Genomic DNA, 20,968 nt, shown 5'->3' with positions numbered 1-20,968 from the left:
ACGTGGCCAAACCAGCGACGCAGCGCCCGCGCGTACCCAGCGTGGGCCGACTCGGTCTGGTCGAGCGATCCGCGCCTGCCGATCTGGCCAGGCTGGGCTGGGACACCGACGACCATGTCGAGCTGTTGTGGTCGCTGTCGCGTGCACCCGACTCCGACTCCGCCCTGCAGACGATGGTCCGGCTGGCCGATGCGCTGGATGATGACTGGCCACAGCTCAATTCCGCGCTACTGAAGGACCGTGGTCTGCGCGGCCGGTTGTTCGCGGTGATCGGCTCGTCGCTGGCTCTGGGTGACCACCTGGTCGCCAATCCCCAGTCGTGGCATCTGCTCTCCGGTGAGGTCACGCTGCCCGAACCCGCCGAGCTGCGGCGGCTGTTCGACGGCCGCATCGCCGAATTCGGTACGGACCCAATGACGGTCATGCCGGCGCTGCGCGTGCTCTACCGTGACCGCTTGCTGGTGCTGGCGGCACTCGACACCGCCTCGACGGTGGAGAACGAGCCGGTGCCCGCGTTTTCCACGATCGGTGAACATCTCGCCGACATCGCCGACGCCGCCATGGGTGCGGCGTTGAAGGTGGCCAGCGCGACGGTGTGCAAGGACGGGGCTGAGCCGCCGCGGCTCGCGGTGATCGCGATGGGCAAATGCGGTGCGCGCGAACTGAACTACGTCAGCGACGTCGACGTCATCTTCGTGGGTGAGGACGCCGGCTCGGTGAGCACCCGGATCGCCGGGGAAATGATCCGGCTTGCGTCGGACACCTTCTTCGAGGTCGACGCCGGCCTGCGTCCGGAAGGCAAGCAGGGCGCCCTGGTGCGGACCCTGGAGTCGCACCTCGCCTACTACCAGCGGTGGGCCAAGACCTGGGAGTTCCAGGCGCTGCTCAAAGCCAGGCCGGCGGTCGGCGACGCCGAGCTGGGGGAGCAGTACATGGCGGCGATCATGCCGATGGTGTGGACTGCCTGCGAGCGTGACGATTTCGTGCCCGAGGTGCAGGCCATGCGCCGCCGGGTGGAGGCGCTGGTGCCTGCCGACCTCCGCGACCGGGAGATCAAGCTCGGGACGGGCGGGCTGCGCGACGTCGAATTCGCAGTCCAGCTATTGCAATTGGTGCATGGGCGCACCGACGAGTCCCTGCACGTCGCCTCGACCGTGCCGGCACTGGCGGCCCTGGCTGCCGGTGGCTATGTCGGGCGTGATGATGCCGCCAACTTGACCGCGTCGTACGAATTCCTGCGGCTGCTCGAGCATCGACTGCAACTGCAGCGCCTCAAGCGAACTCACACGCTGCCGCCGCCGGACGATGACGAGTCGCTGCGCTGGCTGGCCCGAGCCGCGCATATCCGCCCTGACGGCACCCACGACTCGCTGGGCGTGCTGCGGGCGGAGCTCAAGCGCCAGAACGTGCGGGTGTCGCGGTTGCACGCCAAGCTGTTCTATCAACCGCTGCTGGAATCGGTCGGTCCGTCGGTGGAAGGCCTTGCCGAAGGGTTGAGTCCGGAGGCCGCCGAACGACAGCTGGCCGCGCTCGGGTACGAGGGCCCGCAGACCGCGTTGACCCACCTCAGTGCCCTGGTCAATCAGAGCGGTCGGCGCGGCCGGGTGCAGTCGGTGCTGTTGCCGCGGCTGCTGGACTGGCTGTCGGACACTCCAGATCCGGACCGTGGGCTGCTGGCCTATCGGCGGATCAGCGAGGCGCTGGCCGAACAGCGTTGGTATCTGGCCACTTTGCGTGACGAGAGCGCGGTGGCCAAACGCTTGATGCGGGTGCTGGGCACCTCGGCCTACGTGCCGGAGCTGTTGATGCGGGCGCCGGAGGTCATCCAGCAGTATGCCGACGGTCCGTCCGGTCCCAAGCTGCTCGACGTCGACCCGGAGGTTGTCGGCCGGGCGTTGGTCGCCTCCAGTGGCCGCCATGTCGATCCGATGCGGGCGATCGCGGCGGCGCGCACCCTGCGGCGCCGGGAGCTGGCGCGAGTGGCATCGGCGGATCTGCTCGGCATGCTCGAAGTCCGCGAGGTGTGTGCGGCGTTGACCTCGGTCTGGGTGGCCGTGCTGCAGTCGGCGCTCGAGGCGGTGGTACGCGCGAACACCCGCGACGGCGGTGCGGCTCCGGCCAGGATCGCGGTCATCGGGATGGGCCGGCTCGGCGGCAGGGAGCTGGGTTATGGGTCGGACGCCGACGTGATGTTCGTGTGTGAGCCCAATCCCGGCGTGGAGGAGGCCCGTGCCCTCAAATGGTCGGTGCTGATCGCCGAGCAGGTGCGCGCGTTGCTCGGAACCCCCAGCGCTGACCCGCCTTTGGAAGTCGACACCAACCTCCGGCCGGAAGGGCGCCAGGGTCCGCTGGTGCGGACGCTGTCTTCGTATGAGGCTTATTACGCGCAATGGGCGCTGCCGTGGGAGGTCCAGGCGCTGCTGCGTGCGCACCCGGTCGCCGGCGATCAGGATCTCGGACTGCGTTTTGTGTTGATGGCAGACAAGACGCGTTACCCGGCCGGCGGAGTGTCGGCCGAAGCCGTGCAGGAGATTCGGCGGGTCAAGGCGCGGGTGGACGCCGAACGGCTGCCGCGCGGCGCCGACCCCAACACCCACACCAAGCTCGGCCGCGGCGGTCTGGCCGATGTCGAATGGACCGTTCAGCTTCTCCAGCTGCGCCACGCCCACGAGGTGCCCTCGCTGCACAACACCTCGACGCTGGAGACCCTCGATGCGATCGGCGCCGCCGAACTGTTGGGTGAGGACGACGTCGACCTGTTGCGGCAGGCCTGGCTGACCGCGACCGCGGCGCGCAACGCGCTGGTTCTGGTCCGCGGCAAGCCGACCGACCAGCTGCCCGGGCCGGGCCGGCAGCTCAACGCGGTCGCGGTGGCCGCGGGCTGGCACAACGACGACGGCGGAGAGTTTTTGGACAACTACCTTCGGGTGACACGGCGGGCAAAAGCCGTGGTTCTCAGGGTGTTCGGAAGTTAAGGGTCTGGGAAGTTAAGGGTCTGGGGATGGATTTTGAGTTTGGCGTCATCAGCGCCGACGAGTTTGACCGGGTGAAGGCGTTGCACGAGCCGCTGGCGGAGTCGTTGCGCAGGCTCATCGATGCCAGCCTGCACAGCGGGGCCGACGCCGAGACCATTGCGCAGGCCAGGCAGACCATCGACGAGGTGAGCGAGATACTCGAACGCACCCCGACCGACCGGCCACGGATTTTGCGCCACGAGGAGTCCGGTCTTCCGGTGGTGTGGCGCAATCCTGCTGTCGGGCGGCACAATCCGCTCGCGCCGCCGATGATCACCCATCACGAGGACGGCCGGTGCTGGACCGAGTTCACCCTCGGGCCGGTGTACGAGGGGCCGCCCGGGTTGGTGCACGGCGGCATCTGCGCGCTACTGCTCGACCAGCTCCTGGGCGAGGCGGCCACCAGCCAGCTCAGCAAGCCGAAGTTCACCGGCACGATCACGCTCAAGTACCTGCGAGGCACACCGCTGGGACCGTTGCGCGGTGAGGCATGGCTCGAACGAACCGAAGGCTACAAGACCTACGCGCGCGGATTCCTCAGCGACGCAGAAGGACCGACCGTAGAAGCAGAAGGAGTGTTCATCATGCCGGTGTGGGCGAGGGAGTCCGGCGGGCAGGAGCGCAGCGACTCGGAGGTAGTGGCAGGGTGAAATTCTATGTGAGCGTTGCGTTTCTGGAGACCCGCGAGATCGTAGAGATCGCGAAGGCCGCCGATGATCTGGGCTACGAGGGCCTTGGCATCCCCGACCATGTGGTGAACCTGGAAACGCTGTCCACTCCGTACCCGTACACGAAGGACGGCGAGCGGCGCTGGCAGCCGTTCACCGACTGGCCCGACCCGTGGGTGCTGGTCGGTGCGCTGGCGCAGGCCACGCAACAGATCAAATTCGTGACGACGGTATACATCCCCGGGATGCGGGATCCATATTCGGCTGCGAAATCCATTGGGACTGCGGCATATCTGGCCGACGGCAGGGTGGAGCTCGGTATCGGCGTCGGCTGGTGCGAAGAAGAGTTCACCCTGATGGGTCAGCAGTTCGCCAAGCGCGGCAAGCGAACCGACGAGATGATCGAGCTGATGCGCGCGCTGTGGCAGCCGGGCTGGACCGAGTTCGACGGCGAGTTCTACAAGACTCCGCGACTGGAGATGATGCCGACGCCGCCGCACATCCCGATCTACAGCGGGGGATTGTCGGACATCGCGCTGCGCCGAGCAGCCCGGCTCGACGGCTGGATCGGCGACCTCATCAGCCTCGACCAGGCGATCCTGCGCGTCGACAAGCTGCGCGAGCTGCGCGCCGAAAAGGGGCTCGGCATGGACGGATACGAGATCCTCACACCCCTGACCGATGCGTTCACGATTCCGCATTACGAGCGTGCCGCGGCAGCGGGAATCACCGGCATCGTGACGATGCCGTGGATGTTCTACTCCGGGCCGGACGCCTCGACCGCCGAGAAGATCGACGGGATGCGGCGCTTCCGAAAGGATCTGGCGCTGGACGCCTGACGTCGGGATGGGCGGTCGGGCTGCTGGTCAGCCCGCGACTTCGGGGCCCTTCGGCTCGTGCAGCACCGCCAGGATCTCGCCGATGCGATGGCCCCGTTCGACGGGGTGTCTCAGGGGGCGATCGGCCCGGATGCGGTAGTAGTTCCGTCGGCCTTCGCGCAGCCGGTCCAGGTAACCGGCCTCGACCAGGTCGCTGACGATGCGCTGCGCAGCGCGTTCGGTCACGCCGACGCGTTCGGCGACGTCCCGCAGGCGGATCCCGGGGTCGCGGGCGATGCACAGCAGAGTGTGAGCGTGGTTGGTCAGGAACGTCCACTCCGCCATACGCGAATCCTAGTTCGGCATTGGCAACACCAGAAATCTCCCGCGCCTGTTCAGCTGACCAAAACACACTCGGATCCCAAGACACAAGTTTCACGAAGCTTGACATACGTATTCCAATACACGTAATTTGTGTCGCATGTTGGTCGATGTGAGCACGCTTCTCCCCGCAGTGACTGTGACGCCCGGGCTGTTCGCGCTGGTAGCGGCCCTGCTGGTCGGCCGGCGATACCGCTGGCTCGGATACGCCGGGGCGTCCATCGCCGGACTCGGCTTCCTCATCGCCTGCCTGCTGGCCGTGTTCGCCGCTCGCGGGATCGGTGTCGACCGGGTCGCCGCGGTGTTGCTGCTTCTCGTCTTCGGCGTGAGCACGGTGGTCCAGGCGTTCGCGATCCGCTACCTCGCCGGCGATCCCCGGGCGGTCAGGTTCACCGCGGGTGCGTCCCTGCTGACGTCCGCCTCGGCCGGGATGGTCACCGCGACGACGCTGCCCGGACTCGCAGTGGGCTGGACCCTGGTCGGTGTCGCACTCTGCCTGCTGCTGGGGATGTACTGGCATCTGCCCGCCGCCCGGGACGGGGTTCGACGGACCGCCATCGCGTTCTTGATCGGTGACCTCGCCCTGTGGGTCGCGGTCGTGATCGTCACCGCACGATGGGGTGTCTCGGACCTGCGTGCGCTTGCCGGCGAGTCGTTCACCGGGCCGCTGGTCCCTATCGTCGGCTGCCTCGCGGTGGTCGCCGCCCTTTCCCGCTCTGCGCAGGTGCCCTTCCACAAGTGGCTGCCGGCTACCCTGGCGGCGCCGACGCCGGTCTCCGCCCTCTTGCATGCGGGCGTCGTCAACGCCGGCGGCATCCTCCTTCTCCGCCTCGCCCCTCTGGTCTCGGGTGATGTCGCCCGCGCGCTGACCATCGTGGCGGGCGCGACCACCCTGGTGTACGGGGCGGTCGTCATGCTGGTGAAGCCTGATATCAAAGGGGCGCTTGCGAATTCGACGATGGCGCAGATGGGCTTCATGATCCTGACCTGCGGACTGGGCCTGTGGGCCGCGACGATCTTCCATCTGGTCGCGCACGGGTTCTACAAGGCGACCCTGTTTCTGTCCTCCGGATCCGCCGTCGCTGCGCGTCGCCGCGCGGTCTTCAATCCGCTCCCGCCGGTGATGACCGGTCGCCGGCGACTGCTCAACGGGGTGCTCGCGGTCATCCTTCCGGGTGCCGCGCTCTATGCGGCGACGCTGGTGATCCCCTTGTCGGCCGACGGGCAGCACGCTGAGCAGGCGCTCTTGATCTTCGCCTGGGTCACCGGTGCCGCCGCCACGTGGGGTTGGCTGGGCCACCGCAGCGGGCCGCCAGGCCTTGTCACGGTGATGGCGGTGCTGCCGCCCGTGGCCATCGCCTATCTCGGGCTGGTCTACGCCGCAACGCATTACCTGGCTCCCGCGCTGCCCGCCGCGACGCCGTCGGCACTGTCCTGGCCCATCCTCGCCGCCTTGGTCACCACCCTTGCCGCGGTGGCCGCGGTGCGCTGGTCCCCGGGAACGTCACTACACCGCGCGATATACGCCAGAGCGCTCAGCGCCGGATACATCTCATCGTCACTGCCCGCCCAGTCGAGAGGAGCACGTTCGTGACCGCCACGGAATCGACCACCATCGAGGCCCGCCGAGCCCGCCTGCGCAGTGACGTCGCACTTGCCGCCCGGGTGTTGCCCACGCACTACCCGCTGGAGACGTTCATCGCGGTGAATCCGCTCGCAGGGCTGGAGAACATGCCCTTCGAGCAGGCGATCCGGCGCGCCGGCGACTTGTATGGCACGCCAGGCACGTTGCGCATCAAGTACTTCCGGCAGATGCATGAAGCTGGGCGAGTCACCGACGCCGACCTGGATGCGATGCTGCTTCGCCGTTATCCCAATCTCGCCGGCGCCGAGCCGCTGCGGCTCGGCGGGCACGACCTGCGCCCACTCGAATTGATGAGGGCCGATCTCCTGTACGGCGTGGGCAGTCTCGAACCGTTGCGCCGCTACCGGACTCGCTCTGAGGAGCTCGCCCCGCAGGTGACCGACACCGTCGACGCGCAGACCGCGAAGTGGTGCACGGCGTTCTTCGGCGAAGGGGCGTGGCCGATGCCGGGACGGGAGAACGGTTTCTACGCGGCGTGGCGGGCGTTGGCTCCCGGTGATCCTTCGCTGAAGCGCGCTGTGCGAGCGCGCCTTCGCCGGACACCAGAGCGTGCGGAAGACGCCGCGCTGGCGGCACTCGATGCCCTCGGCGTGGGTGACGACCGGCGCATCGCCTACCTGCAGGCGCATCTGTCCCGACTGCCCGGGTGGGCCGCGCACATCCACTGGGGTAGCGGCAAGTCGGTGGGAATCGATCTCACGGCCTACGTCGCTATGCGACTGGCATACGAGAGCGCTCTGCTCGCCGGTGATCACCAGGCCCTCGCTGTGGATCAGCCGGTCGCGACACCGCCGTCGGCGCGGGAGCGGGCTGTCCACGTGGCCGCGGTTCTGGGGCTCGCCGGAGTCACCGACGACGAACTATCCGTGGCCGCTCGGGTTCTCGCGGCGATGCCGGTGACGGCACGAGAGCTCCTCTGGCAGAGTGCCTTTGAGTACCACTACCGCGATGAGCTGCTTCGTGCGCTCGATGTCAAGGCCGATGATCGGCACCGCGGGAGCATCCACACTCAGGTGGTCACCTGCATCGACACCCGCTCTGAGGGGCTGCGACGCCACCTGGAGTCGCTGGGCGGATATCAGACGCTGGGGTTCGCGGGGTTCTTCGCGGCCGCCATCCGGTTCACCGACCTGATGGGTGGAGCTGCGAGTGACCTCTGCCCGGTCCTCATCGCGCCGAGCCACGACATCTCCGAACTCCCCACTGCCGACGGTGCGCACGAGGCGCACCGCCGGGTCTCGGGAGCGCGGCACCTGGCTGGTGCCGAGGCGGCATTCCATGCGGCCAAAGAGGCGGTGGCAGCGCCTTTTACGCTCGCCGAAGCGGCCGGCTGGGCCGCGGCCCCGCTCGCCGCGGCGAAGACACTGACGCCCGCGGTCAGCGGCACGATCCGCCGGCGTCTACACGCCATGGCGGTGCCGGAAGCGGCGACGGTACTCAGCGTCGACGCCATACCGCAGGCCGAGCGCGTGCTGTTCGCCAACGTCGCACTCGCCACGATGGGTTTGGTCGACGGTTTCGGCCGGCTGGTGGTGTTCTGCGCACACGGGAGCACATCGGAGAACAATCCGTACCAGGCAGCCTTGGACTGCGGTGCGTGCGGAGGACAGGCCGGCGGTCCCAACGCCCGGACCGCGGTGGCGATACTCAACCAACCCGAGGTGCGTCGGGAACTTCGCGGTATGGGAATCGACATCCCGGACCAAACATGGTTCGTCGCAGCCCAACACGACACGACGTCAGATCGGATCCGGATACTGGACTGTCACCTGGTTCCGGTGACGCACCACGAGGACGTCGCGCGATTGAAGGACGATCTGGCCCGCGCCGGAGCCGCACTGGCAGCCGAACGCTGCGCGACGCTTCCCGGTGCGCGCGCCGCGCGAACGCGGCAGCGGGCGGCGCGTCACGTCACCACCAGATCGGTTGACTGGGCGCAGGTTTACCCCGAATGGGGGTTGGCCGACAATGCCGCGTTCATCATCGGCCCCCGCGAGATCTCCGCCGGCCTCGACCTCCAACGGCGGACGTTCCTGCACTCCTATGACGCCGACGTCGACAGCGATGGCAGCGCCCTGGAGACCATCATGACCGCCCCCCTCGTCGTCGCCCAGTGGATCAACTGCCAGTACTACTTCTCGGCAGTCGCACCCGATGTCTTCGGAGCCGGCACCAAGACCGTCCACAACGTAGTCGGCAGCGCCGGCGTGATCAGTGGGCACAACGGTGATCTGCGACTGGGACTGCCCTGGCAATCGATTGCCGACGGCAGTCGCCTGCGGCACGAGCCGATGCGTCTGCTCGCGGTGATCCAGGCTCCGCTGGCACGGATCGACACGATCATCGACCGCAACCCAATCCTGCAGCGGTTGTTCGGAAATGACTGGGTCGGCCTTGCCGCCAGGCCTTGCGCAGGGGATTCCTGGCAGCAGTGGACCCGCACAGGGTGGCGGCCGTGGTTCGAATCCGATTCCCTACCAATGGTTCCCGATGAAGAGAGGGTCTCATGACTACATCAGCACTCACCAAGATGATCAAGGTCGAGGTGGTAGTTCCCGGCAGCGACGCCGCCGCTGTTCGGGAATTGATCCAGAGCGTCGGCGCCACCGGGTACACCAGCGTGTCCGGCGTCTCAGGGCTCGGCCACCACGGCTACCGGCAGGGCAAGCTGCTGTTCAACCAGCAGGCGGCACTGGAACTTCTGATCACTGTGGTCCCGGACGGCAAGGCCGACGCGTTGCTCACCGGGCTCCGCTGCCTGCTCGACGCGTCGCCCGGAGTGATGTTCGTGACCGAGACCTATGTCAGCCGGCCCGAGTACTTCTGCTGAATCCGTATCACCGAGAAAGGATCACAACATGTCCAACCCACTGAACACCTGGCAACATCTGCGCGCAGGCAACGAGATGTTCTTCGTCCCGGTCCGAGGCGGCCAGGCCAAGCTGTCCCTTCGAAACCCGGTGGCCGCGGTATTCCGTTGCGCGGATGCGGCTGTCGGGAGCGAGATGATTCTCGGCCAGAGCTGGGGCTCGCTGGTCGATGTCAGCACCTGGGGTCATGTCATCGACGACGGTGTGCTGGCCACCATGGAGTGCGCCGTCGAAACGCTGGAAGTACCGCTGATCGTGGTGCTCGGCCATTCGGACTGCCGCGCTATGCGAGCCGCGATGAGGGCGTGGGACGACGCGGTGATTCCCGAGGGCGCCACCCGGATTGCTGTCCAGCAAGCACTGTCGTCGATTGTGCGCCGCGGTGTCAGTGCGGACTCCGTCGACGCGGTCACCGCCGCGCACATCGTCGAAACCGGCGTGGCGCTGATGGAACGATCGCCGATCATCTCTCAGCGGATCGACGCGGGAAAGTGCGGCATCGTCTGTGCGACAACCGATCCGGTGACCGGCCAGCTGCGCACCTACGCAACCATCGGACCGGTCGGTGAAGTGCCCGACACGCTGCTGGAATGCGTGTGACAGGCGCTGACGGTCAGCGGCGGAACCGGCCGCCTTGCACGGCGAACGCGCCGGGGCCTGCGAAGGCCAGCAGGAACAGCGCAAAGCAGTACAGAACGGCGAGCTCGCCGTCGTTCTGAATCGGCAACAGGCCGTGCGGCTGGTGCTGGGTGAAATAGGCGAACGCCATCTCGCCGGAGCCGATGAGTGCGGCGATGCGCGTGAACAGGCCCAGCGCGACGAGCAGGCCGACAACCAGCTCGATGACGCCGGCCCACCAGTACGGCCAGCTCCCGATCGGGGCGGCGCCGCCCTGGGAGATGGGCCAGCCGAAAAGTTTCACCGCGCCGTGGAGAGCGAACAGGAGGCCGATGACAATCCGGAAGATTCCGAGGACGGGGGAGTGGTAACCGCCGAGTCGCGCGTCAAGGGTTTGTGCCATGCGACGACCATACTATTCGGACTACGGTCCGGATAGTTCTCCCCCGTTAACTCTCAACGAAGGAGCCCACCCGCCCCGTGAAGGGGTGAGTGGGCTCCGTCGGTCTTACCGCGGCGTCGATTTAGACGTCGTAGTAGAGCGCGAACTCGTACGGGTGAGGCCGGATCTGAACGGGCATGATCTCGTTCTCACGCTTGTAGGAGATCCACGTCTCGATCAGGTCGGTCGTGAAAACGCCTCCCTCGGTGAGGTATTCGTGATCGGCCTCGAGACGGTCGATGACCGCGGACAGGGACGTCGGCGCCTGCGGGATGTTGGCGGCCTCTTCCGGCGGAAGCTCGTAGAGGTCCTTGTCGACCGGCGTCTGCGGCTCGATCTTCTTCTTGATGCCGTCCAGGCCGGCCATCATCATCGCCGCGAACGCCAGGTACGGGTTGCCCGAGCTGTCCGGTGCACGGAACTCGAGGCGCTTGGCCTTCGGGTTGTTGCCGGTGATCGGGATACGCACCGCGGCCGACCGGTTGCGCTGGCTGTACACCAGGTTGATCGGCGCCTCGTAGCCCGGCACCAGGCGCTTGTAGGAGTTCACCGTGGGGTTGGTGAACGCCAGCAGCGACGGCGCGTGGTGCAGGATGCCGCCGATGTAGTGACGGGCGATGTCCGACAGGCCGGCGTAGCCCGACTCGTCATGGAACAGCGGCTTGCCGTCCTTCCACAGCGACTGGTGCACATGCATGCCCGAACCGTTGTCGCCGAACAGCGGCTTCGGCATGAACGTCACGGTCTTGCCGGCTGCCCACGCCGTGTTCTTGACGATGTACTTGAACAGCAGCACGTCGTCGGCCGCATGCAGCAGCGTGTTGAACTTGTAGTTGATCTCGGCCTGACCGGCGGTGCCCACCTCGTGGTGGCCGCGCTCGATCGTGAAGCCGGCGTTCTGCAGGTTGGTGGTGATGTCGTCGCGCAGGTCGACGTAGTGGTCGTACGGCGCCACCGGGAAGTAGCCACCCTTCGGGCGCACCTTGTAACCCCGGTTGGCCGAGCCGTCGGCCTCGAAGGGCTCGCCGGAGTTCCACCAGCCGGATTCGGAGTCGACCTCGTAGAAGGTGCCGTTGATCTTGGAGTCGAAGCTCACCGAGTCGAAGATGTAGAACTCGGCCTCGGCGCCGAAGTAGGCGGTGTCGGCGATGCCGGTGCTGATCAGGTAGTTCTCCGCCTTGCGGGCCACGTTGCGCGGGTCGCGCGAGTAGGCCTCACGGGTGAAGGGATCGTGCACGAAGAAGTTGAGGTTGAGCGTCTTGGCGGCACGGAACGGGTCGATGCGTGCGGTGACGGGGTCCGGAAGCAGCAGCATGTCGGACTCGTGGATCGACTGGAAGCCGCGCACCGACGAACCGTCGAACGCCAGGCCGTCCTCGAAAACGCTCTCGTCGAACGCTGAGGCGGGGATCGAGAAGTGCTGGACCACGCCAGGCAGATCGCAGAACCGGATGTCGACGTACTCGACTTTTTGGTCCTTGATCAGCTTGAACAGGTCGTCAGCTGTCTTTTCTGCCACTTACTAACTCCTTCGGTGCAGCCGGTTTGACGCAGATATCGGCACGTGGGTTTGTTAACCCGCGGCTGACGCTATGGATCTGATGTTGCACGGTCGTCAAGCTCATGTTGCGCCGACGTTACGCAATCGACCTGCGGCGCTGGACAGGGGGCTGCCGGGAGTCCGCATATCCTGGGGCCATGGCGCGCGAACTCGGATCTTGGCTGTCCGGACCGGAACCGGTGAAGCCGGGTGACGACGCCGGGTGGCCGGGCCAGGAGTTGGGCCTGCCGGAATCCGGGCCTCGGTCGCTGGCGCGGATGGGCCGGCGTTTTCTGGCACTGCTGATCGACTGGCTGATCGGTTACGGGCTCGCGGCGCTCGGGATGTCGTTGGGACTGATCAGTGTCTCGGTGCTGTCTACCGCCGTCCTGGCCATCTGGTTCGTGTTAGGTGTGCTGTCGGTGCGGCTGTTCGGGTTCACCCCGGGGCAGTACGCGCTCGGGTTGATGGTGATCCCGGTCGATAACCGCCAGCACGTCGGCAGTGGCCGGGCGATCGCGCGAGGCCTGCTGCTCGCCTTGGTGATCCCGGGACTGTTCACCGACGCCGACGGGCGCGGTCTGCAGGACCGGCTGACGATGACGGCGGTCGTCCGGCGCTGACCGTTCTTGTCGGGGGTCGATGGCATCATCGAACACATGTTCGATGAATTGTGGGATATCGACCCTCGCGACCAATCGGGACTGGTCCGGGGGATCGCGGAGCTGGAGCGGCTCAAAGCCGCGGCAGCTGCGGGGCAGGCGCGGCTGACCGCCGCGCTGGATGCCGCCCGGCGATCGGCCGAGGAGGCGGCTGGGGTTCCAATCCGGAAGCGGGGCAGGGGCCTCGCTTCCGAGGTGGCTCTGGCTCGAAGTGATTCGCCGGCCCGCGGTGGGCAGCATCTCGGTTTCGCCAAGGCGCTGGTGTACGAGATGCCGCACACGCTGGCGGCGCTTGAGCGTGGAGTGTTGTCGGAATGGCGGGCCACGATCGTGGTGCGGGAGTCGGCGTGCCTGGATGTCGAGGATCGCCGGCGGCTCGATTCCGAATTGTGTTCGGATCCTGATGCATTGCTCGGAGTGGGGGACGCAGCTCTGGGGGCGAAGGCGAAAGCGATCGCCTACCGGTTGGACCCGCATGCTGTGGTCGACCGGGCCGCGAAGGCCGACGCTGAACGCACGGTCACGATTCGCCCCGCCCCGGACACGATGACGTATGTGACGGCGCTGCTGCCGGTGGCTCAGGGCGTGTCGGTGTATGCCGCGCTCAAGCGCGAGGCCGACGCCAGCTGCGACGCTCGCTCGCGCGGTCAGGTGATGGCCGACACGTTGGTCGAGCGGGTGACGGGACGGCCTGCCGATCAACCGGTTCCGGTGGCGGTGAACCTGGTGGTGTCCGATCAGATGCTGCTCGGGGCCGAACAGGGTGCGGCGGTGATCGCCGGTTACGGCTCGGTGCCTTCGGCGGTGGCACAGCAGATGGTCATGGACGCGGTGACCGATGAGCGATCACGCGCCACGCTGCGTCGGCTGTACGCCAACCCGGACAGCGGCGCACTGGTCGCCATGGACTCGCGATCGCGGTTGTTCCCGAAAGGCTTGGCGGACTTCATCGAGATGCGCGATCAGCGGTGCCGAACCCCCTACTGTGACGCGCCGATTCGGCATCGCGACCATGCGATACCGCACTCCCGTGGCGGTGCCACCAGTGCGGAGAACGGGCAAGGCCTCTGCGAGGCGTGCAACTATGCCAAGGAGTCGCCAGGCTGGCAGGTGAACGCCGCCATTGGCGAGAACGGCGTCCACACAGCGGAATTCATTACGCCGACCGGCGCGCACTACCACTCCGCCGCGCCACCGATGCCTGGCACGCCGAAGATTCCGAGGAGCTCCGCGGAGGTGTATCTCAACGGAAGGTTGCTGCAGGTGATCGCCGCCTGAGCTACACCTGGTGGCGGACCTGTCCGTTCATCATCGTCATCGTGACGGCCGCACGGTGGATGTCGTGCGGGTCGATCTCGAAGATGTTGGAATCCAGCACGATCAGATCGGCACGCTTGCCCACCTCGACCGAGCCGACCTTGTCGTCGAGCCGGATCTGATAAGCGGCACCCATCGTGTTGGCGTGCACAGCTTCGGCGACGGTGAGCTTCTGATCGGCCGGCGCCAGCACCGGCGCATCGGGCTGGCCGATCAGCTGGCGGGTCACCCCGATCTGGATGGAATCGAGCGGTTTGTAGGTGGAGAAATAACCGGCCGCCGGCCAGTCGGTGCCCAGCGAGATCCGGCCGCCGGACCGCAGGATGTCCTGAGCGCGATAGAACAGCTCTTGGCGGGGTTGTCCGTATCGCGCCGCCATGTTCTGCACGGTGTCCGGGTCGGCCGACATCCAGTTGGCCGAAAACTGGCCCGTCACACCGAGTTTGCCGAACCGCTGGCTATCGGGATCCTGGACGTACACCAGATGGGCGATGGTGTGCCTGCGGTCACGCGGCGGGTTGACTGCAATCGCCGCCTCGATCGAATCCAGCGCGGTGCGGGCCGTGCGCTCACCACAGGCGTGCACATGGACATCGAAACCGGCCGCATCGACCTCGCGTACCAGTTGGCGCCACTGATCCTCGGTGAACGGCGAGCCCCCGATCGAATCGGGTTTGTCCGCATACGGCTCGATGAGCCATGCGGTGTATCCGCCCTGGGTGCCATCGCCGACGATCTTCACCGCGCCGACGGTCACCAGTTCGGTCGAGATCCGGTTGCGGATGTCGGTCAGCTTCGCCACCGCATCGTCGACCGGCGGGGCTTTCACGCTGTAGGACGCCACCACCCGGAACGGCAACCTGCCGTGCTGCTCCAGCTCGGCGTACAGGCCGATCACCGCGCCCTGATCCTCACCGATCGGCGGCACCCCGGCATCGAAGACCGAGGTGATCCCCGCCGCGGAAGCCTTCGGCAGCCACGACTCCAGCAGCGTCTGCATCGAGTGCGGCGATATCGGATCGACGGCGTTCACCAGGCTCAGCACCGCGTCGACTTCGAGGAGATACCCGGTGGGATCGCCGTGCTCGTCGCGGGCGTAGTAACTGAACCCGGGAATCGGGTCCGGGGTGTCCCGGCCGACGCCGGCGATCTGCAGCGCCTTGCTGTTGGCCCACATGCTGTGGCCGTCGATCGCGAAGAAGAATCCGGGCCGGTCCGGCAGCACCCGGTCCAGCTCCTGGCGGGTGGGCCCGTCGGGCCCGAACATGTCGACTCGCCAACCGAATCCGCGTACCGGGCCGTCGGGGTGCTGTGCTGCGTACTCGGCGATCGCGGCCAGTGCGTCCGCCCCGGTGGGCACCTGCAGGTCCACGCCACTGGTCAGAAACGCGCCGAGGAACGGATGGATGTGACCCTCGACGAACCCCGGCAGCATCAGCTTGCCGTCAAGGTCGACGACGCGGGTGTCCGGGCCTTCGAGCGCCGCCGCGCCTGCGTCGTCACCCACATAGGAGATGGTGTTGCCCGTGACCGCCACCGCCTGCGCCCACGGCTGTGCGGGCGACACGGTGTAGATCCGGCCTGCTCGGAACACGACATCGGCGAACGTCGTCACGCCGGTCGCGGGCTGTTTACCGCCGCAGGCAGCCGCGGCCGTGGCGACCGCCGTCACCGCCGCCGCACGCAGCGCGGTGCGCCGCGTCAGAACCCCCGAGCCCAGCGCACTGAAATGCGGTGCCCACTCACACGCGGTACAGATGACATCCCCCGAATCTGGTCAACGCCTGCGGACGGTGCGTTGCACGCCCTTCATCTTGGCCTGGGCGGGCAGCGGGCCCTTGGGCATGGCGGCCGGACCCATCCGAGAACCCAGGGCGACGAGCTTGGACTCCAGTGAGTCCATCTGCTTGACGGTGATGTTGGCAGGCAGCTTGGTCAGGTGACGCTCCAGCTTCGCCAGCGGCACCTCGCCCTCGCCGTTGCCGACGATCACGTCGTAGATCGGGACGTCGCCGATCAGTCGCGCGGTGCGCTTCTTCTCCTGCGCCAGCAGCGGCCGGACCCGGGCCGCGGAGCCCTCGGCCACGAAGATCACGCCCGGCCTGCCGATCACCCGATGCACGGCATCGAAGTGGCCGGTGGCCGCAACCCCCGGCGTCACCCGCCACTTGCCGCGCAAATTGTCCAGCGCCCAAGCCGCGGCACCGGTCTGCCCCTCGGCCTTGCGGAACACCGACTTCTGCGCGCGCCGTCCGAAGATGATGAACGCCACCAGGGCGCCCAGCACGACGCCGAGCACGATCAGCAGGTACAGCGTGATCCCGCCGGCCAGCACGCCGGCGGCCACCGACGCGGCCACGATCAGCACGAACGCGCCGATCATGTAGGGGAGCAGTCGCTTGTCTTCCTTGCGCTGCATTTGGAACGCCTGCCACAACTGGGCGCGGCGCTGCTTGGCTGCGGCCTTGCTGGCAGCCTTCGCCTCGGCCTTGGCTGCCTTGTCCTGGGCAGCGTTGCGGGATTTCGCCATAACTACCAAGAATACGGGCCCGCGATCAGCGTGACGCCGCGGTCACCGCGCGAGCTTGTGCGCCGCCGCTGCCTGCTGATACAGCCGGCCGGCCCGGTAGGAGGAGCGCACCAGCGGTCCGGACAGCACCCCGGCGAATCCCAGCCCCTCGGCGTAGGCGGCCAGCTCGACGAACTCCTCGGGCTTGACCCACCGCTCCACCGGGTGATGACGCACCGACGGTCGCAGGTACTGGGTGATCGTCACGATGTCGCAGCCCGCGCCGTGCAGGTCGGCCAGCGCGGTGTGCACCTCGTCGATGGTTTCGCCCATGCCGAGGATCAGGTTGCTCTTGGTGACCAGCCCCGCTGCGCGGGCAGCCGTCAACACATCGAGGCTGCGCTGGTAGCGGAACGCCGGGCGGATCCTCTTGAAGATCCGTGGCACCGTTTCCACGTTGTGCGCGAACACTTCTGGGCGCGAATCGAACACCTCACGCAGCAAGGCGGGCTCGCCGTTGAAGTCCGGGGCCAGTAGTTCGACGCCGGTGGCCGGGTTGAGCTCTTTGATGGCGCGCACCGTCTCGGCGTACAGCCACGCCCCGCCGTCGGGCAGGTCGTCGCGGGCCACGCCCGTCACCGTCGCGTAGCGCAACCCCATCGCGGCCACGCTCTCGGCCACCCGGCGCGGCTCGTCGCGATCCAGTTCAGCGGGCTTGCCGGTGTCGATCTGGCAGAAATCGCAGCGGCGGGTGCACTGCTCACCGCCGATCAGGAACGTCGCTTCGCGGTCTTCCCAGCACTCGAAGATGTTGGGACAGCCCGCTTCCTCGCATACGGTGTGCAGCCCTTCGCGGCGCACGAGGCTCTTCAGCGCGGTGTACTCCGGACCCATGCGCGCACGGGTCTTGATCCACGGCGGCTTACGCTCGATCGGGGTCTCGGCATTGCGGACCTCCAGGCGCAGCAGCTTGCGGCCTTCCGGAGTGACTGTCACGACGTCAAGCTTACGGGCAGGCGGCCGTCGAGGGCGTCGCTCACCGCGTCGGCGACGGAGGCGCGAACGTCGTCGACACTGACGTGACGCCCCAGTTCAGCGCTCAGCGAAGTCACCCCGGCGTCAGAGATTCCGCACGGCACGATCGCCGAGTACGCGCCCAGATCGCAGTCGCAGTTCAGCGCGAAACCGTGCAGCGTCGTTCCGCGGGCCACCCGGATGCCGATCGCGGCGATCTTGCGGTTTCCCTCCACCCAGACGCCGGAGCGCCCCTCGACCCGGCCGGTCTCCAGGCCCAATCCGGCGCATACCGAGATCAGCGATTCCTCAAGGCGCCGAACATAATTCACCACATCCAGCGGCTCGGCCAGCCCGATCACCGGATAGCCGACCAGCTGGCCGGGGCCATGCCAGGTGATCTTCCCGCCACGGTCGGTGTCGACGACGGGGGTGCCATCCATCGGTCGCTCGTGGGCTTCGGTGCGCTTACCGGCGGTGTACACCGCCGGGTGCTCCAGCAGCAGCATCGTGTCGGGGCCGCCGGCCACCCGGGCAGCGGCCAACTCGCGCTGCAACTGCCAGGCGTCCTGGTAGTCGACGGTGCCCAGCTGGCGCACCTGCATGCCCGCTGAGCTCGATCGAATGGATTCCCGCACCCAATCGACGCTACTACCCCTGAGCGGACGTCGTGGCGTAGGCCAGCGCCTCGCCGATGGTGTTGTGGTGGAAGACGAACCCGGCCCGTTCCAGGGCGGCGGGGATCGCCCGCTGCCCGTCGAGCAGCCCCTCATCGGCGAACTCGCCGAGCAGGGCGCGCAGGGCGAACCCGGGCACCAGCAGCGGCGTCGGCCGGTTCAGCGCCCGGCCGAGCGCGGCGGTGAACTCCGAATTGGTCACCGGAGCGGGTCCGGTGAAGTTCACCGGGCCCGACAGGTCGCTGTTGTTGATCGCGAACAGCAGCGCGCGGATCTCGTCCTCGAGACTGATCCACGGCATGTACTGCCTGCCGTTGCCGATCCGGGCCCCCAGTCCGAGACTGAACAGCGGCCGAAGCCGGGCCAGCACACCGCCGCCGGGGGAGAGCACCAGTCCGGAGCGGGCGAGCACCACCCGAGCGCCGGCATCCTCGGCGGCCAGCGCCGCGGCCTCCCAGTCCAGACAGAGCCGGGACAGGAATCCGCCTCCGGCCGGGGCGGTTTCGTCGACGACCCGGCTGCCGGTGTCGCCGTAGTACCCCACCGCGCTGGCGTTGATCAGCGTCGGCACCCCGGCGTCGGCGACGGCCGCGGCGATCACCTCGGTGGGGCCGATGCGGCTGTCACGCAGGCTCTGTTTGAACGAACCCGACCACCGCTTGTCGCCGACGTTGACGCCGCAGAGGTTGATCACCGCGTCGACGCCCTCCAGGCCCGACGGATCGAACTCGCCGCTGTCGGGATTCCAGTGCAGTTCGTCGCCGTTGGCCGGCGCCCGGCGCACGATGCGCAGCACGCGATGGTCGGCAGCGCGCAGCGCCGACACCAGTGCCGAGCCGATCAGGCCGGACGAACCGGCGATCGCGACGACGAGCCCGCCCGTTGGTTGGCTCATCGCGTCACAACCCCAGGTCGGCCTCGAATGCCCCTTCTTCGAGACGCCGCTTGACGGTGGTCAGGAATCGGCCGGCATCCGCGCCGTCGATCAGCCGGTGATCGTAGGTCAGCGGCAGGTAACAGATGGAGCGCACGCCGATCGACTCGTTGCCGGAGTCGTCGACGATCACCCGGGGCCGTTTGACGATCGCACCGGTGCCCAGCATCGCCGCCTGCGGCGGGACCAGGATCGGGGTGTCGAACAGCGCGCCCTGGCTGCCGATGTTGGTGATCGTGAACGTGCCGCCGGACAGCTCGTCGGGCTTGAGGTTGCCGCTGCGGGCCCGGTCGGCGATGTCGTGGATGGCGCGCGCCAGCCCGGCCAGCGACAGATCGCCGGCGTTGTGCACCACCGGGGAGAGCAGGCCCTGCTCGGTGTCCACCGCGAAGCCGAGGTTCTCGGCGTCGTAGTAGGTGATCTCCTTGGTGTCCTCGTTGTAGCTGGCGTTGATGTTCGGGTGGGCCTTGAGTGCGTCGATCACCGCACGGGCGATGAACGGCAGGTAGGTCAGGTTGACCCCCTCGCGCTCGGCGAAGCTCGTCTTCGCCTTAGCCCGTAGCGCCACGATCTTGGTCATGTCGACCTCGTGGGTCTGCGTCAACTGCGCGGTGGTCTGCAGCGATTCGCGGGTCTTCTTGGCGGTGATCTGCCGAATCCGGTTCGCTTTCTGCGTGGTACCGCGCAGATGCGCCAACGGTGACGGTGCCGCCGCGGCGGCCGGGGCGGCAGCTGCGGGTGCCTTGGCTGCCGGAGCGGCGGGTGCGGCCGGGGCTTTCTTGGCTTCCGCGGCGGCCAGCACATCCTGCTTGCGGATGCGCCCGCCGACACCGGTGCCCTTGACGCCGGCGAGGTCGATGCCGTTCTCGGCGGCCAGCTTTCGCACCAGCGGGGTGACGTAGGGGCTGCCGTCGGCGGCGTCGCCATCATCGGCGGCTGCCGGCGCGGGGGCCGCCTTGGGCTCGGGCTTCGGCTCCGGTTTGGGTTCGGGCTTCGGTTCCGGTTTCGGTTCGGGTTTGGGTTCGGCCTTCGGTTCCGGTTCCGGTTCGGGTTTGGGTTCGGCCTTCGGCTCCGGCTTGGGTTCGGGTTTAGGTTCGGGCTTCGGCTCGGACTGCGGCGCTGCGCCGGCATCCCCGATCTTGCCCAGTTCGCCGCCGACGGCGACGGTGTCGTCCTCCTCGGCCGTGATCGACAGCAGCGTCCCGGCCACCGGTGACGGGATCTCGGTGTCGACCTTGTCGGTGGACACCTCGACCAGCGGCTCGTCGACCTCGACGGAATCGCCGACCTTCTTCAGCCACCGGGTCACAGTGCCCTCGGTGACCGACTCGCCGAGTTCGGGCATCAGCACCGGCGTCGCCGAACCGGACGACTCCGAGGATCCCGACGACTGCGCGGGTTCGGGCTCCGGCTCCGGTTCGGGCTCGGCCTGGGTCTCCTCGGCGGCCTTCTCATCCTCGGCCGGGGCCTCAGACGACTCGGCCGGAGCTTCAGACGACTCGGCCGGAACCGCGGACGACTCCGATTCCTCACCGGCTTCGCCGATCACCGCGAGCTCGCCGCCGACCTCGACGGTGTCGTCCTCTTGCGCAACGATCTTGGTCAGCACGCCGGACGCGGGAGCGGGAATCTCCGTGTCCACCTTGTCGGTCGACACCTCGAGCAGAGGCTCGTCCACCTCGACGGTGTCGCCCTCTTGCTTCAGCCACCGGGTGACGGTCCCCTCGGTGACGCTCTCACCGAGTGCCGGCATCTGGACGGAGACGGCCATTGTGTTGACTCCCTCGAACGGTCAGTCGTGCGGGTCGGACTTCTGGCATACCACAGCGTCGTGTACCCATCCTGTCATTGCCGAGCCA

At 67.6% G+C, this 20,968-nt stretch carries 18 protein-coding genes; 9 read left to right on the top strand and 9 right to left on the bottom strand.

The window, feature by feature from the left end:
* The first annotated feature begins 2 nt into the window (after positions 1 to 2).
* The 3 genes from G6N32_RS16760 to G6N32_RS16750 are packed head-to-tail and all read left to right on the top strand — an operon-like array spanning position 3 to position 4,521.
* On the top strand, positions 3 to 2,975 hold the full coding sequence (locus tag G6N32_RS16760) for a bifunctional [glutamine synthetase] adenylyltransferase/[glutamine synthetase]-adenylyl-L-tyrosine phosphorylase (protein ID WP_163789304.1): 2,973 nt from the start codon (positions 3 to 5) through the stop codon (positions 2,973 to 2,975).
* Positions 2,976 to 3,001: 26 nt separating this feature from the next.
* Positions 3,002 to 3,664 (top strand): PaaI family thioesterase, encoded by a 663-nt coding sequence (locus G6N32_RS16755; RefSeq protein ID WP_115320549.1) that lies wholly within the window; start codon positions 3,002 to 3,004, stop codon positions 3,662 to 3,664.
* Positions 3,661 to 4,521, top strand: coding sequence for a TIGR03619 family F420-dependent LLM class oxidoreductase (locus tag G6N32_RS16750; protein WP_115320548.1), 861 nt, complete (start codon positions 3,661 to 3,663; stop codon positions 4,519 to 4,521). Before G6N32_RS16755 ends, G6N32_RS16750 begins: the two co-directional genes overlap by 4 nt.
* A 27-nt stretch (positions 4,522 to 4,548) precedes the next feature.
* Here G6N32_RS16750 and G6N32_RS16745 read toward each other — a convergent pair whose 3' ends face one another.
* Positions 4,549 to 4,845 (bottom strand): helix-turn-helix transcriptional regulator, encoded by a 297-nt coding sequence (locus G6N32_RS16745; protein ID WP_115320547.1) that lies wholly within the window; start codon positions 4,843 to 4,845, stop codon positions 4,549 to 4,551.
* A 148-nt stretch (positions 4,846 to 4,993) separates the two neighbouring features.
* Between G6N32_RS16745 and G6N32_RS16740 the strand changes: the two genes are divergently transcribed.
* From G6N32_RS16740 to G6N32_RS16725, 4 genes are read left to right on the top strand one after another with little or no spacing between them, the layout of a single operon-like run.
* On the top strand, positions 4,994 to 6,475 hold the full coding sequence (locus G6N32_RS16740) for a proton-conducting transporter transmembrane domain-containing protein (protein WP_163789301.1): 1,482 nt from the start codon (positions 4,994 to 4,996) through the stop codon (positions 6,473 to 6,475).
* Positions 6,472 to 9,036 (top strand): DUF2309 domain-containing protein, encoded by a 2,565-nt coding sequence (locus tag G6N32_RS16735; RefSeq protein ID WP_115320545.1) that lies wholly within the window; start codon positions 6,472 to 6,474, stop codon positions 9,034 to 9,036. The genes G6N32_RS16740 and G6N32_RS16735 overlap by 4 nt, the downstream gene beginning before the upstream one ends.
* Entirely contained in the window at positions 9,033 to 9,356 is a 324-nt protein-coding gene (locus tag G6N32_RS16730) for a P-II family nitrogen regulator (RefSeq protein ID WP_115320544.1), read from the top strand. The genes G6N32_RS16735 and G6N32_RS16730 overlap by 4 nt, the downstream gene beginning before the upstream one ends.
* A gap of 28 nt (positions 9,357 to 9,384) precedes the next feature.
* Entirely contained in the window at positions 9,385 to 9,996 is a 612-nt protein-coding gene (locus tag G6N32_RS16725; protein WP_163789299.1) for a carbonic anhydrase, read from the top strand.
* 13 nt (positions 9,997 to 10,009) lie between these two features.
* Here the strand turns inward: G6N32_RS16725 and G6N32_RS16720 are convergent, their stop codons facing one another.
* Positions 10,010 to 10,417: a DoxX family protein gene (locus G6N32_RS16720; protein ID WP_115320542.1), complete on the bottom strand. Its 408-nt coding sequence runs from the start codon at positions 10,415 to 10,417 to the stop codon at positions 10,010 to 10,012.
* A 121-nt stretch (positions 10,418 to 10,538) separates the two neighbouring features.
* Positions 10,539 to 11,975, bottom strand: a complete 1,437-nt coding sequence (gene glnA, locus G6N32_RS16715) for a type I glutamate--ammonia ligase (protein WP_036344627.1) — start codon at positions 11,973 to 11,975, stop codon at positions 10,539 to 10,541.
* A gap of 179 nt (positions 11,976 to 12,154) precedes the next feature.
* On the opposite strand from glnA, the gene G6N32_RS16710 reads away from it, so the two are divergent.
* Positions 12,155 to 12,619 carry an RDD family protein gene (locus G6N32_RS16710; RefSeq protein ID WP_115320541.1) on the top strand — a complete coding sequence of 155 codons (465 nt, stop codon included), beginning with the start codon at positions 12,155 to 12,157 and terminating at the stop codon, positions 12,617 to 12,619.
* Positions 12,620 to 12,655: 36 nt separating this feature from the next.
* The gene (locus G6N32_RS16705; protein WP_115321307.1) at positions 12,656 to 13,936 is read left to right on the top strand and encodes an HNH endonuclease; all 1,281 of its coding nucleotides are present in this window, start codon (positions 12,656 to 12,658) and stop codon (positions 13,934 to 13,936) included.
* Position 13,937: 1 nt separating this feature from the next.
* Here G6N32_RS16705 and G6N32_RS16700 read toward each other — a convergent pair whose 3' ends face one another.
* The 6 genes from G6N32_RS16700 to sucB are packed head-to-tail and all read right to left on the bottom strand — an operon-like array spanning position 13,938 to position 20,880.
* The gene (locus tag G6N32_RS16700; protein WP_115320540.1) at positions 13,938 to 15,734 is read right to left on the bottom strand and encodes an amidohydrolase; all 1,797 of its coding nucleotides are present in this window, start codon (positions 15,732 to 15,734) and stop codon (positions 13,938 to 13,940) included.
* 18 nt (positions 15,735 to 15,752) lie between these two features.
* On the bottom strand, positions 15,753 to 16,505 hold the full coding sequence (locus tag G6N32_RS16695; protein ID WP_115320539.1) for a DUF4191 domain-containing protein: 753 nt from the start codon (positions 16,503 to 16,505) through the stop codon (positions 15,753 to 15,755).
* A 42-nt stretch (positions 16,506 to 16,547) separates the two neighbouring features.
* Positions 16,548 to 17,480 carry a lipoyl synthase gene (gene lipA, locus G6N32_RS16690; protein ID WP_115320538.1) on the bottom strand — a complete coding sequence of 311 codons (933 nt, stop codon included), beginning with the start codon at positions 17,478 to 17,480 and terminating at the stop codon, positions 16,548 to 16,550.
* Positions 17,477 to 18,136 carry a lipoyl(octanoyl) transferase LipB gene (lipB, locus tag G6N32_RS16685; RefSeq protein WP_115320537.1) on the bottom strand — a complete coding sequence of 220 codons (660 nt, stop codon included), beginning with the start codon at positions 18,134 to 18,136 and terminating at the stop codon, positions 17,477 to 17,479. The genes lipA and lipB overlap by 4 nt, the downstream gene beginning before the upstream one ends.
* Positions 18,137 to 18,149: 13 nt before the next feature.
* Positions 18,150 to 19,070: a TIGR01777 family oxidoreductase gene (locus G6N32_RS16680; protein WP_115320536.1), complete on the bottom strand. Its 921-nt coding sequence runs from the start codon at positions 19,068 to 19,070 to the stop codon at positions 18,150 to 18,152.
* 4 nt (positions 19,071 to 19,074) lie between these two features.
* On the bottom strand, positions 19,075 to 20,880 hold the full coding sequence (gene sucB, locus G6N32_RS16675) for a 2-oxoglutarate dehydrogenase, E2 component, dihydrolipoamide succinyltransferase (protein ID WP_115320535.1): 1,806 nt from the start codon (positions 20,878 to 20,880) through the stop codon (positions 19,075 to 19,077).
* Between the last annotated feature and the right edge of the window lie 88 nt (positions 20,881 to 20,968).

The sequence above is a fragment of the Mycolicibacterium aichiense genome, from assembly GCF_010726245.1.
In the GTDB taxonomy this organism is placed as follows: Bacteria; Actinomycetota; Actinomycetes; order Mycobacteriales; family Mycobacteriaceae; genus Mycobacterium; species Mycobacterium aichiense.
The sequence above is the reverse complement of the archived record's forward strand: the minus strand, read 5'-3'. Positions and strand labels throughout refer to the sequence as shown.